The organism is Stappia sp. BW2 (assembly GCF_008107695.1).
Taxonomy (GTDB): Bacteria; Pseudomonadota; Alphaproteobacteria; order Rhizobiales; family Stappiaceae; genus Roseibium.
Genome location: NZ_VIRG01000066.1, coordinates 1,020,041 through 1,032,184 on the forward strand (window position 1 = coordinate 1,020,041; position 12,144 = coordinate 1,032,184).

The 12,144-nt window shown below is 59.3% G+C and carries 11 protein-coding genes; 5 read left to right on the plus strand and 6 right to left on the minus strand.

Annotated elements, in window-relative coordinates:
- Positions 1-3 precede the first annotated feature (3 nt).
- The 4 genes from FMN63_RS16150 to FMN63_RS16165 all read left to right on the plus strand — a co-directional run bounded on the left by FMN63_RS16150 (position 4) and on the right by FMN63_RS16165 (position 3,760).
- Positions 4-666, plus strand: coding sequence for a YfbR-like 5'-deoxynucleotidase (locus FMN63_RS16150; protein ID WP_148585081.1), 663 nt, complete (start codon positions 4-6; stop codon positions 664-666).
- A gap of 54 nt (positions 667-720) precedes the next feature.
- Positions 721-1,227, plus strand: coding sequence for a tyrosine phosphatase family protein (locus FMN63_RS16155; protein WP_148585083.1), 507 nt, complete (start codon positions 721-723; stop codon positions 1,225-1,227).
- A gap of 20 nt (positions 1,228-1,247) precedes the next feature.
- On the plus strand, positions 1,248-2,279 hold the full coding sequence (locus FMN63_RS16160; RefSeq protein ID WP_148585085.1) for an NUDIX hydrolase: 1,032 nt from the start codon (positions 1,248-1,250) through the stop codon (positions 2,277-2,279).
- A gap of 233 nt (positions 2,280-2,512) precedes the next feature.
- Entirely contained in the window at positions 2,513-3,760 is a 1,248-nt protein-coding gene (locus FMN63_RS16165; protein ID WP_148585087.1) for a cell wall hydrolase, read from the plus strand.
- 652 nt (positions 3,761-4,412) lie between these two features.
- On the opposite strand, the gene FMN63_RS16170 is transcribed toward FMN63_RS16165, so the two are convergent.
- The 5 genes from FMN63_RS16170 to dctP form a co-directional block, all read right to left on the minus strand.
- Entirely contained in the window at positions 4,413-5,930 is a 1,518-nt protein-coding gene (locus FMN63_RS16170) for a malonate--CoA ligase (RefSeq protein WP_148585089.1), read from the minus strand.
- A 91-nt stretch (positions 5,931-6,021) separates the two neighbouring features.
- Positions 6,022-7,287 (minus strand): malonyl-CoA decarboxylase, encoded by a 1,266-nt coding sequence (locus tag FMN63_RS16175; RefSeq protein WP_148585091.1) that lies wholly within the window; start codon positions 7,285-7,287, stop codon positions 6,022-6,024.
- Positions 7,287-8,603 (minus strand): TRAP transporter large permease, encoded by a 1,317-nt coding sequence (locus FMN63_RS16180; RefSeq protein ID WP_148585093.1) that lies wholly within the window; start codon positions 8,601-8,603, stop codon positions 7,287-7,289. Before FMN63_RS16180 ends, FMN63_RS16175 begins: the two co-directional genes overlap by 1 nt.
- Positions 8,603-9,151, minus strand: a complete 549-nt coding sequence (locus FMN63_RS16185; protein ID WP_148585095.1) for a TRAP transporter small permease — start codon at positions 9,149-9,151, stop codon at positions 8,603-8,605. The genes FMN63_RS16180 and FMN63_RS16185 overlap by 1 nt, the downstream gene beginning before the upstream one ends.
- Before the next feature lie 74 nt (positions 9,152-9,225).
- On the minus strand, positions 9,226-10,212 hold the full coding sequence (gene dctP, locus FMN63_RS16190) for a TRAP transporter substrate-binding protein DctP (protein WP_148585096.1): 987 nt from the start codon (positions 10,210-10,212) through the stop codon (positions 9,226-9,228).
- A gap of 133 nt (positions 10,213-10,345) precedes the next feature.
- Here dctP and FMN63_RS16195 point away from each other — a divergent pair, with 133 nt between their 5' ends.
- Positions 10,346-11,002, plus strand: a complete 657-nt coding sequence (locus FMN63_RS16195; RefSeq protein ID WP_148585098.1) for a GntR family transcriptional regulator — start codon at positions 10,346-10,348, stop codon at positions 11,000-11,002.
- 66 nt (positions 11,003-11,068) lie between these two features.
- Here FMN63_RS16195 and FMN63_RS16200 read toward each other — a convergent pair whose 3' ends face one another.
- Entirely contained in the window at positions 11,069-12,133 is a 1,065-nt protein-coding gene (locus FMN63_RS16200; protein WP_209001141.1) for a GlxA family transcriptional regulator, read from the minus strand.
- Positions 12,134-12,144 lie beyond the last annotated feature (11 nt).

Consider the following 12,144-nt stretch of genomic DNA (forward strand, 5'->3'; position numbering starts at 1 on the left):
CCGATGGCCTCTGCCCGTACCGACCAGCCCCCGCGCGCCTGGCAGCGCATGTTGTCCGGCAGACGGCTCAATCTTCTGGACCCCTCGCCGCTTGACGTCGAGATTTCCGACATCGCCCATGGCCTTGCCCGTGTCGCCCGCTGGAACGGCCAGACCTACGGCAATCACGCCTTCTCGGTCGCCGAACATTCGCTGATCGTCGAAGACATCGCCTTGATGCTGAAACCCGACCTGCCACCGCACTGGCGACTGGCCGTTCTGCTTCACGATGCACCGGAATATGTCATCGGCGACATGATTTCTCCGTTCAAATCCGTGATCGGCGAAGCCTACAAGGGAGTTGAATCGCGTCTGCAGGCGGCCATCCACGTTCGGTTCGGCCTTCCTGCAGCCATACCGATGACCGTGAAGAAGCTCGCCAAGCGCGCGGACATCATCTGTGCCTATTTCGAGGCTGTGGAACTGGCCGGTTTCGAGGAAAACGAAGCGGCGAAGATTTTCGGCAAACCGCGCGGTTTTCCACTCGATGCCGACGGCAAGTTGCGCTATGGCCTCGAGCCTTTGCCGGTGAAAACTGCCCAGGAAATGTTCATGCAGCGCTTCGACGAGATCGAAGCCCTGCGCGAAGCTGGGAACAATACAAAAAGCAAGCAATCAAACGGGTGACCTTGCCCGCGAATGACCCTAGTTTAGTGGCAGAAACTAAGAACCGGTCCTGTCATGCTGCACGTCTGCTCCCTATCGAAATTACCTGAAACGGTGGCCAACACGGGCGCCAAGTCCGTGATCACGCTGATCAACGCGGAAATGAACGTGCCGACCCCGGCTGGCATCTTGCCGGAGCGACATCTGTCGCTTGCGTTCAACGACATTGTCAGCCCAGTGCAGGGGCTGGTGCCGGCCAGCGAACGGCATGTGGCGGCGTTTCTGTCGTTCGTGAATTCCTGGGACCGGCAGGCGCCGCTGGTCATCCATTGCTGGGCGGGGATCAGCCGCTCCACGGCCGGTGCCTATGTGGCTGCCTGTTCGCTCAATCCGGACGCGGACGAAGAGCATCTAGCGAAAATCCTGAGGCAACGCTCGCCTTCGGCCACGCCAAACGCCCGGATCGTTGCCATTGGCGACAAACTTCTCGGCCGCGACGGCCGCATGATCGACGCCATCCGTGGCATCGGCCGCGGTGCAAATGCCTTTGAAGGCACCCCCTTTGTCATGCCGATCGACTGACGGCCCACCACGGAGACCCAATGCCCCACCGGCAAGCCAATATTGAAATCGGATTGAATGCCGTCATCGTATCGGTTGCAGGGGGCCTGCCGCAGATCGTCCATGTGAACGACGCAAAGCAGACTGGCCAGGTAACGGGCGCAGACAGTGGAGCAAATGCCTCTTCAGAAGCAGCGCTCGACAGCCTGCCCTTTGGACCGTTTGACCCGATCCGTCACCGTACCTTCGAAATCGGCCTTCGGTCCTGGGTGGAAAACCAGACCGCACTGAGGCTTGGGTATGTGGAACAGCTCTATACCTTCGGCGACCGGGGCCGACACCGGGTTACCGGCGACGAGGGCCCGCACGTGGTTTCGGTGGGATATCTGGCATTGACCCGCCAGACCCCGGATTCGGAGAGCATGTTGTCGCGGCATGATTCGGCATGGCGGTCCTGGTACGACTATTTTCCCTGGGAGGACTGGCGCACCGGACGGCCTGATGTCCTGGATCGGGACATCCTGCCGGCGCTCGACCTGTGGGCCAATGAACCGCCACCCTCTGGCGAGCCGCCCAAACCACTCGGACGTCAGGAGCGGGTGCGGCTTGCCTTTGGCACGGGCGGAACCTCCTGGGATGAAGAACGGGCGCTGGAGCGGTTCGAGCTTCTCTATGAAGCTGGCCTTGTCGAGGAAGCGCGGACCGATGGACGGCCTGCGGCCCTGCGCCGGTCCGACCTGCCCTTCCTTGGCGCGTCGATGCGCTTCGACCACCGCCGGGTGCTGGCAACGGCCATTTCCCGACTGCGCGGCAAGCTGAAATACCGGCCGGTGATATTCGAACTGATGCCTGAAACCTTCACCCTGACCGAACTTCAAACTTCGGTCGAGGCCATTTCGGGACGGCATCTGCACAAGCAGAATTTCCGGCGTCTGGTGGAAAATGCCGACCTTGTCGAACCGACCGGCGCAACGTCGACCGCGACTGGTGGCCGCCCGGCAGCGCTCTTCCGGTTCCGTCATCAGCTTTTGAGCGAGCGGCCTGCGCCCGGGCTCCGCGTCGGGGGGCGCTGACGGCTTTCCGCCCTTTATTGCCGGCCGTCACGAAAGTTAATTCCTTAGTAATATTAACCATAACGCACCCTTCCGGTGCGAAAACTTCCACGATTTTCCACGAATTCCAGTCTTATTAACGCTCTTTCAAGGTTAAGCGGACATCTTCAATTCCAGCGTCGTTGTTTACACAGCGTTCACGCTGTTCGTCCGGCGTTTCGGGACGATGTGTAACGAGTTGGAGTTGGCTGCGTATGTCTGGCCTTAAGTCCCGCAACGTAAAGCGGTTTTCTTCTAAAGTGACACAGGATTTCGGCCCGGTCCGTGCGCGAATGCGCCGGCTCAAATACGTGCTTGTAGCCTGTCCCCTGATCTGGCTCGGTATCGGCGGATCGGTTGGAAATCAGGACATCTTCGCGCTCGTCAATACGCGCAAGGCAGAATCGCCGCGCTGGATGATGTATCTTGAGCCTGCGAATTTCACCACCAAGATTTCACCGAAACTGGCGCTCGGCACAACACCGGTGCCGGACTACACCTCATCGCCGGTCCTGACGCTGACATCCGCAGACGATGACTTTGAAGCGCGGCCGATTGTCGGTCTTGACGAAGTTACCTTAAGCTCTCGTCCGACCGAAATTCCTGACAAGATCCTGACCAACAGCTCCGCCAAAAGCGACCGCTTGATCACGATGGCGCCGGATCGCCAGATGGTCGAAAGGGCCTCCGGCAACCTTTATTCCATGTCCAGCCTCATCTCGACGGAAAAGAAACATGAGGATCTGCCGCGCGTTGCCTTCGTGAAGGCACAGCCGCTCAACTCTCAAGAAACCAGCATGCTGGCCGGCCATGGCCAGGATGGTTTCCCGGAAGACGGGCCGCTGGATCTGCAAAAGGTGATGATGGCGCGCAATGCGGCGGCTGCCAGCTTCTCGCTCGTTTCCGCCTACGCCCCCGACAGCGTGAAGGAAACAAAAGAACCCTTCGATGCCCTGTTCGGCGCTGCAATGTATGAGCAGGAACTGCCGCCACCGGAAGACCCCGAAAATCCGCATTGGTGGGCCCAAAAGCCGCTGCCGCTTTCCGTTGGAAGCAAGAAAGAGCAGCGCTGCCTGGCAGAGGCCATCTACTTTGAAGCGCGCGGCGAAAGCGAAGACGGCCAGGTGGCCGTGGCGCAGGTCGTGCTGAACCGGGTCAAGAACCCGGCCTATCCAGACAGTATCTGCGGCGTCGTTTACCAGAACCAGCACAAGCGCAACCGCTGCCAGTTCTCCTTTGCCTGCGACGGCATCAAGGACCGCATTTCCAGTCCGGTTGCCTGGGCAACGGCGCAGAAGCTGGCCAGGCAAGTGACCGACGGCAAGCGCTATTCCAAGATGGTTGATGCCTCGACGCACTATCACGCGACCTATGTCAAACCGCGGTGGGCGAAATCCATGTCCAAACGCGGCCAGGTCGGCTTGCACATCTTCTACAAGACCTACGCCGGCGGCTGGAACTGATTCAGCCGCCCTGGGCCTTCTTTCCACGGCCCTCTCCTGGCTGCGACTGCAAAGGCGTCCTCATTTGCGGCCCCTCCTTCGAGGCAGCGCTTCGCGCTTCCTCAGGATGAGGTTGTGAGGAGGCGAGCATGGATCAGATTTCTACAGACAACTATAAACACCGAACCTCATCCTGAGGAGGATCATCAGGTCCGCCTCGAAGGATGGGCCGCTTGTCCGGGCATCCGCAGCAAACCGCGTGTTCCTTCCCTATCGGCCACTCGACTTGAAGACGTTGGTCACCGCATAGGTCGCCAGATTGGCGATGAAGACCATATCGAGCAGATCGAGGTTCAGAAGGGTTGTCTTCTTCCGGTCCAGACATTCCAAGCTCTGGATCGCGTCGTGGATATCGACGAAAAAGGTGATGAGAAACGGGGCATGGCAATGCTGAGCCCCAACAGGATCAGGACCTGAGCATAGCGGGTCAGCCTGATGACCGAGGCGCTTGCCGGACTTTTTGGTCTTGGTTCTGCGGTTCGCCCATGATGATCGCCCCGAATGATCTTCTTCAGAGCCGGCACGCGTTTAAACGGCAGACCAAACCGGAAAGCCCACCCGCAAAGCACAAGCCCGGCAAGCTTCTGGAGCGTGCCGGGTTATGTGCGTGGTCTCAAGCGGTGGCGAATGTATCCTTGAACTGTTCACGCAAGATGTTTTTCTGGACCTTGCCCATGGTGTTACGGGGCAGGCTGTCGATCAGAACGAGCTTTCTCGGATGCTTGAAACGGGCCAGCGACGTTCCAGTGACAGCCATGATAGCGTCCAGGTCCGGCGATTGATCGCCATCGGGCACCACAAGGCCCAGCACCGTTTCGCCGAAATCCGAATGCGGCACGCCTATGACGGCGCTTTCGCGCACGCCCGGCTGGTCATCCAGGATCAGTTCGATCTCCTTCGGGTAGATGTTGTAGCCACCTGAAATGATCAGGTCCTTGTTGCGCCCGACGATATGCACGTAGCCATCGGCGTCGATCATCCCGAGATCGCCGGTGATGAAGAAACCGTCCTGGCGCAATTCCGCCGCCGTCTTGTCCGGCATCTGCCAGTAGCCCTTGAAAACGTTCGGCCCGCGCACCTCTATCTGACCGACCGTTCCGGCCGGCAGCGTGTTGCCCGAGTCCGGATCTGTGATCTTCAGTTCAACGCCCGGCAGCGGAAAACCGACTGTCCCGGCGCGGCGTTCGCCCTCATAGGGATTGGAGGTGTTCATGTTGGTTTCGGTCATGCCATAGCGTTCCAGTATCCGGTGACCGGTCCGCTCCTCAAACTGACGGTGCGTATCGGCAAGAAGCGGTGCGCTTCCGGAAATGAACAGCCGCATGCCCTTGGTCAGCTCCGACGTAAACCGGTCGTCCTGAAGCAGGCGGGTATAGAAGGTCGGCACGCCCATCATCGTCGTTGCCTTCGGCATCAGGCCGATCATGGCATCAAGATCGAATTTCGGCAGGAACAGGATTGCACCACCGGCCATCAACGAAACGTTGGTCGCAACAAAGAGACCATGCGTGTGGAAAATCGGCAGGGCATGCAACAGCACGTCTTTGTCGGTGAAGCGCCAGAGATCTACCAGAGCCTCGGCATTCGACAGGAGGTTGGCCTGTGTCAGCATCGCTCCCTTGGAGCGTCCGGTGGTACCGGAAGTGTACAGGAACGCCGCCAGATCGTCGGGTGTGCGTTTTACCGTTTCAAACTCTGACGGCTTTGCCTTGGCCTGATCGGTCAACGAACCGGACCCATCGGCATTGAGCGTTTCGAGACGGGCGCCGAGCTGGGAGGTCACAGGTTCCAGCAAGGTCTTGCTGCCGCCGTCGCAGACCACGGTTTTGGCACCGCTGTTTTCTATAAAGTAGCTGAGTTCATCGACGGTATAGGCCGTGTTCAGCGGCAAAAACACGATACCCGCCTGCGCACAGGCCGCATAAAGTGCCAGCGCTGTCGCGGATTTTTCAACCTGGGCTGCCAGCCGATCACCAGCCACCATGCCGTTGCCGGTCAGAACGTGAGCAATTTGCGCCGCGCTTTCGAGAAACGCCGCGTGGGTCAGGATGGAGCCGTCCTGAAAGATCAGAAAGGGAGTGTTCTTGCCGGCGTGCTTTCCGAAAAGTTGGTCGTAAAGTGGGTTTGTCATTTATGGGGCTCCTGGATCAGCAGGCATTCAATCTTACCTCGCAAGGCCAAAAAGCTGATCGATTCTATAGTGTTAGAGGTACTTAACCGCATCAGTTGGGTGCGGAAAGCTCTAATGCGAGGGCTTTGTCTCCAGCGGTGCTGAGGGATTTGATTTCAGATGAGGCGGCGACTGTCTGCGAGGAAGCGAACCTTTCATGGTTCTGCATGACCTTCTCCAGATCGTAGAGGTAGTTGACCATCACACCGGCGGATTGCTTCAGCCCCTTTTCCGACAGATCCGCCCCGGCGTGCACCTGATGAACGAGCGCACCATTGCCAAGATGGAAGCGGGCAACAGGGTCGAGCGGCAGACCGTCCTTGCGTTTTGCGGTCATCAGATAGCGGGCTGCATGCTTGCGCAGGCTTTCCCCATCGGCGGTGGCGTGGTCAATGCCCTCACTGTCCAGCCAGCGCACCAGCCCCGGGATCGGCGACAAGGTGACAAAGGTCTTGAGCTTGGGCAGTTCCAGCGACAGATCCGCGGCAACCTGCTTGATGAGCGAGTTGCCGAAGGAAATGCCGGCAAGGCCCGCCTGGCAGTTGGAGATCGAATAAAAAACCGCCGTATCTGCCCTGTCTGCCTCGATCTGGGTCCGGTTTTCGGCAAGGAGGTCCTGGATCGAACCCGGTACTCCTTTTGTCAGAGCCACTTCCACAAAGATCAGCGGTTCATCGGGCATCGCCGGATGCAGAAACGCGAAGCAGCGTCTGTCGACGGGCTCCAGCCTGCGACGAAGATCACTCCAGCTGTCGATCGCATGAACGGCTTCATAGGCAATGATCTTGTCCAGCAGCTGGGCGGGGCTTTCCCAGTTGATCGGCCGCAGCACCAGGAAACCGCGATTGAACCAGCTGGCGAACAGATGCCGGAAATCCAGATCGAGCGCCTGCAGAGAATCGTCGCCCTTGCTCAGCCGCAGCAGATCCTCGCGCATGCCGACCAGAAGCCGGGTTGCGTCGGGAACCTGATTGAGCCGCCGGATCAGCTCCTGCCGGGGCGGTTCGACCGCCTCCATGAATTCGCGGTAACTCGCCTTCGATTGTCCCGTCTCGTAATGCTCCAGCGCCAAACGAACAGCGGGAACCGAAACGGCAAGATCTTCGGCAAGATACAAGAAGAAAGCGCGCTTGTCCTCGTCGTTCAGTCCGCCGTACCGGGCGAGGATCTGCCGGGCAAGTTTTTGCCCGGAGACCTCTCCCGTTGCCCCGATCAGATCTGTCACGAGCGCTTCGAGCGGGCGGTCATCCGCCTTGTCTGTCCCTTTCGAAAGGTATCTACGCTCGAAAACAGTCGTCAGCAGGTCGGCCAGGAACATCAACGTGCTTCTCCCATCACTACATCCGGCAGCCAGGTGGCCAGTTCCGGAAACAAACAGAGAATGACGATCGCCAGGAACATGCAGGCCACGAATGGCAGCGAGCCGGTGAGGATCGTCTTCAAGGAAATGTCAGGGGCAATGCCGTTGATCACGTAAAGGTTCAACCCGACCGGAGGAGAGATCAGACCGATCTCCATATTGATGGTCAGGACAACCGCGAACCAGATCGGATCGAAGCCGGCGGTCGTGATGATCGGCAGCAGGATTGGTGCGGCCATCAGGATCACGGCAACGGGCGGCAGGAAGAAGCCGGCAATCAGCAGGAACATGTTGATCGCCGCCATCAGGATCCAGCGGTTCACCGCAAGGGTGCCGATCCATTCCGCAATCGCCTGGGTGATGAACAGCGACGACAGCATGTAGGAGAAGACACCGGCTGCGGCGATGATGAAGAGGATCATCACGCTTTCCCGCGTACTGTCTCGCAACACGGTCCAGAGCAGCTTCGGGCTCCAGAGCCGGTAGACGATAACCGCGATCAGCAGGCACAGCAGCGCGCCGACCGCTGCGGTTTCCGACGGCGTCGCGATGCCGCCGTACATGGCATAGAGCACGCCGAGAATGATGATCATGAACGGCAGCACGCGCGGTAGGATTTCGAACTTCTCCGCCCAGCTGTAGTTGCCGGCGCTGAGCACGCTGGCATTGCCGCTGCGCCAGGTCGAATAGAGCGACCAGGCCATGAAAAGTCCCATCAGCATCAGGCCGGGAATGACGCCGGCCAGGAACAGACGCCCGATCGAGGTTTCCGTCGAAATGCCGTAGACGATCATGGTGACCGACGGCGGGATCAGGATGCCGAGCGTTCCACCGGCGGCGATGGAGCCAGCGGCAACACCGTCCGGATAACCGCGCTTGCGCATTTCCGGAATGCCCATCTTGCCGATGGCCGCACAGGTGGCCGGTGAAGAGCCGGACATGGCGGCGAACAGCGCGCAGGCACCGAGGTTGGAGACCACCAGTCCGCCGGGGACCCGTGTCAGCCAGCGTTCCAGCGCCTCGTAAAGATCCGCCCCTGCCCGCGTCGAGGCGATGGACGCGCCCATGATGATGAACATGGGGATCGACAGAAGCGCGAAGTTATCAAGTTTGCCGAACAGGATTTCCGGCATCAGTTCCAGCGACCGCATACCGTCGAACGCCAGCAGGAACCCTGCGGAGACGATCAATAGACCGATGGCCACGGAAATACCTGAGAAGAGAACAAGGATGGTGGCGACGGCCACCAGTACACCAAGCAGCAGAGGATCCATTATTTGTCCTCCAGACCGAAGGGTTTATCGACACCGGTGAGAACCGCGTAGAGGTCCGCCGCAAGTTGCAGCAACAGCAGTCCAAAGCCGACGGGGATCGACAGATAGGGGATCCAGAGCCGGACGCCCCAGACCGTGTCGGAGGTCCAGCCTCTCGACCAGGCAAGGTGCCAGAATTCGAAGCCATAAAAGAGCATCATCGCCATGACCAGCATCGAAACCGACAACGTGATGCAGGCCAGCACGAAGCGGGCCCGCAGCGACAGCCACAACGGAAACAGATCGACATTGACGTGGCCCCGGAGCCGCTGAACGTAAGGCAGGCCCACAAGGGTTGCGGCGATCACCAGATAGATGACCGTTTCCGTCTGCCAGACGGTGGAGGCATTGAGCACCAGGCGCACGAAAATCATCTGGCAGGTGACAACGACCGCGACGACGATCATCGTAGCCGAACACCAGCCCGCCACGGTCGAAATCGCGGCGACAAAGCGCAAGAAGGGATTGCTGCCGGCATGCGCAACTGCAGCCGTACTGTGGCCCGCCATGGGTCACTCCTTGAAATGAGGTCCTTTGGAAAGCGAACGGGGTGGGTTTCAGCCCACCCCGCAAGTTCAGACGCTTATTCTACTGACAATGCCAGATCGAGAAGGTGCTGACCGTTCGGGGTCTCCTCTACAAAAGCCTTGTAAGATGTTTCCTTGGCAAGGGCGCGCCAGGCATCGAAATCCGCGGCGCTCATTTCCGCAATCTCAACGCCGTTCTCGCGGAAGACCTCAGCAGAAACCGCGTCTGCCTTCTTGGCTTCCTCCAGATAGAAGGCCTGTGCCTTTTCCGATGCCGCCAGAAGGGCCTTCTGCTGCTCTTCCGTCAGGCTGTCGAACTTGGACTTGTTCATCAGGAGAGGCTGGTACATGAACCAGAGCGCATATTCGCCAGCCGGGGTGTAGCAGGAGACCTGCTCGTAGATGCGGTAGCTGACGAAGGACGAGGACGAGGTGTTGACCGCGTCCAGAACACCGGATTGCATGGCGTTGTAAACTTCGGAGGACGCCATGGATGCAATCGAGGCACCGGCGCCGGCAAGCATCTGCTCAAAGGCCTTGCCAGCCGCGCGCGTCTGAAGGCCCGGCATATCATCCGGTTTGGTGATGCATTTGTCCTTGGCTGCAAAGCCACCGGCCAGATACCCGTGCACCAGCACCATCACGTCATCCTCTGCCATGATTTCCTCAATGGCATCCATGAAGGGGCTGTCGTTCATCCGGGCGGCATGGTCATGGTTTTTCACCAGACCCGGCATCAGGGTCAGGTTATAGGCAGGCTGCAGGCCACCCGCATAGCTGAGCGGCAAAACGGTCATGTCCAACAGGCCACGGGTCAGCGGCTTGTATTGCTCGCGCGCCTTCAGAAGCGACTGCGACGGGAAAATCTTGATGTCGAGATCCACATCGGCCGCGGCCACGTCGTCAGCCACCATCTGGGCGACCTTGTGGCGAACGTCGCCGGTCGACCACTGGTGAGACAAGCGAAGCTCCTCGGCATTGGCTGTGAGCGCGCTGGCGAAAAGCGCCATGGCGGCGACCGACGCTGAAAATTTGATGTTCATTATTTCCTCCCTGTTGGTTCCGGAAGGGAACCGGAGATGGATCTTACCCCTATGTGATGTTTTTTTGTCAAGGTGTTTTGTATACAAGAATGACAATATTGCGCGCAAAAATGTCATATGCTAAATGCCATCCATGGAAAGAAAACGATCGGACCGCATCGCTGATGCGCTAGAAGGGTTGATTTTCGACGGCACGTTCGCCGATGGCGACAGGCTGGACGAAGTTCAACTTGCGACCCGATTTTCCGTTTCCAGAACACCGATCAGGGAAGCCCTTCACAGGCTGTCCCAGTCGGGACTTGTCGTTCAGATCCCCCGCCGCGGCGTCTTCGTTCGCCAGCCTGGCCCGGTGGAACTGATCGAGATGTTCGAAGTCATGGCAGAGCTGGAAGCCGTCAGCGCCCGCCTGGCTGCGGCGCGCATTTCAGAAACCGCGCTCGCCGATCTTCACGCCACGAACGAGCGCTGCAAACACGCGGTTGAAGCGCAGGATACGGATGGCTATTACCAGGAAAACGAGCAGTTTCACGCCATCATCTACCGTCAGTCAGGCAACAGTTTTCTGGAGCAGGAATGCCTGCGCCTGCAGCGTCGGCTCCAGCCGTTCCGCCGGGTGCAGCTTCGCGTGCGCGGCCGCATGAACCAGTCGATGGCCGAACATGAAGACGTTGTTGCCGCCATAGAGGCAGCCGACGGCGCAAGGGCGGCTGAGGCCATTCGCCGGCACGTTTCCGTTCAGGGCGAGAAATTCCACCACCTGATGGCGAACCTGAAGCCGGCTGCCGAGTAGTCGCCCTGCCGACGACATCCCCTTGATAACCATCAAATCCAACGGCGGTGCCGATGGTCCCTTCCGCTAGAAATCGAAAACCCGGCCATGCTGCTGACGGTCCGCGGCGGGACTTGTGCCGAGGGCGGACCGGTAGCGTTTCGAAAAATGGGATGCGCTGGCAAAGCCGCAGGCCATTGCGATGTCGATCATGCGCATGGAGGTGCGGCAAACCAGCTGCCGGGCGATATCCAGACGAACCTTGGCGTAATAGTCCTGCGGACTGCACTTCAGGTATTTCTGGAATTCCCGCTGCAATTGTCGAGGGCTGACGTCCAGTATCTGCGCGATTTCCTGCAGGGAAAGAGGTTCGACGACATTTTCCGTCATCAAGGCGATGCAGCTGCGCACCCGCTGCGAAACCGATTCCAGATCATCGCGCATATGCTTGTGCTGCCGCTCGTTGCCGCTGCGCCAGTCGTGATGAAGGGCGATTTCGGCGACGTCGGCGGCAACAGCGCCACCGTGAACCTGGGCAACAAAGCCGATCATGAGGTCGAGCGCGGATGTTCCTCCGGCGCAGGTCATATACTTGCCGTCCGTCTGAATGAGGCTGTCCACCAGCCTCGTATGCGGGAAGCGCTCCTTGAAAAAGTCGGCATATTCCCAATGGATCGTGCAGTTCCGGTTGTCCAGAAGGCCAAAGTCGGCCAGCACGTAGGCTCCTGTGCAGATACCCGCGATCCGGCTGGACCGGTTCGCCAGTTTCCGGATCGCAACCTTCTGGGCCAGTGACAGGGAAATGCGTTCCACGTCGTCGCTGCTGCAGACCGCAAGAAGATCCGGGCGCTCGACATCGCCGATGGCACAATCTGCCCGTATGGTGCTGCCGTTGCTGGCAACCGCATCGCCGCCATCAAGACTGCAGCAGCGATAGGTGAAAGCTTTCCGTTTCAGCACCTTGTTGGCAATGCGCAAGGGCTCGATAGCCGACGCGAAGGACAGCAGCGAAAAATTGCGCATCAACAGAAAACAGATCTCGACTGTCCGGGAAGTGAGCGCCTCATCATCATCACGCGCCTCGTTCCAGGCCGGTGCCTTGGGCGTTTCCTGCCCTTGGGGAACCTGCGTTTCGTCCAATCCAGCGCTCATCGGAACCTTGC

What these genes read in the sequence shown, in the direction of transcription:
- FMN63_RS16160 (WP_148585085.1), top strand. Translation starts at nt 1,248, where the DNA reads ATGCCCCACCGGCAAGCCAATATTGAAATCGGATTGAATGCCGTCATC.
- FMN63_RS16180 (WP_148585093.1), bottom strand. Translation starts at nt 8,603, where the DNA reads ATGGATCCTCTGCTGCTTGGTGTACTGGTGGCCGTCGCCACCATCCTT.
- FMN63_RS16195 (WP_148585098.1), top strand. Translation starts at nt 10,346, where the DNA reads ATGGAAAGAAAACGATCGGACCGCATCGCTGATGCGCTAGAAGGGTTG.
- FMN63_RS16185 (WP_148585095.1), bottom strand. Translation starts at nt 9,151, where the DNA reads ATGGCGGGCCACAGTACGGCTGCAGTTGCGCATGCCGGCAGCAATCCC.
- dctP (WP_148585096.1), bottom strand. Translation starts at nt 10,212, where the DNA reads ATGAACATCAAATTTTCAGCGTCGGTCGCCGCCATGGCGCTTTTCGCC.
- FMN63_RS16170 (WP_148585089.1), bottom strand. Translation starts at nt 5,930, where the DNA reads ATGACAAACCCACTTTACGACCAACTTTTCGGAAAGCACGCCGGCAAG.
- FMN63_RS16165 (WP_148585087.1), top strand. Translation starts at nt 2,513, where the DNA reads ATGTCTGGCCTTAAGTCCCGCAACGTAAAGCGGTTTTCTTCTAAAGTG.
- FMN63_RS16155 (WP_148585083.1), top strand. Translation starts at nt 721, where the DNA reads ATGCTGCACGTCTGCTCCCTATCGAAATTACCTGAAACGGTGGCCAAC.
- FMN63_RS16150 (WP_148585081.1), top strand. Translation starts at nt 4, where the DNA reads ATGGCCTCTGCCCGTACCGACCAGCCCCCGCGCGCCTGGCAGCGCATG.
- FMN63_RS16200 (WP_209001141.1), bottom strand. Translation starts at nt 12,133, where the DNA reads ATGAGCGCTGGATTGGACGAAACGCAGGTTCCCCAAGGGCAGGAAACG.
- FMN63_RS16175 (WP_148585091.1), bottom strand. Translation starts at nt 7,287, where the DNA reads ATGTTCCTGGCCGACCTGCTGACGACTGTTTTCGAGCGTAGATACCTT.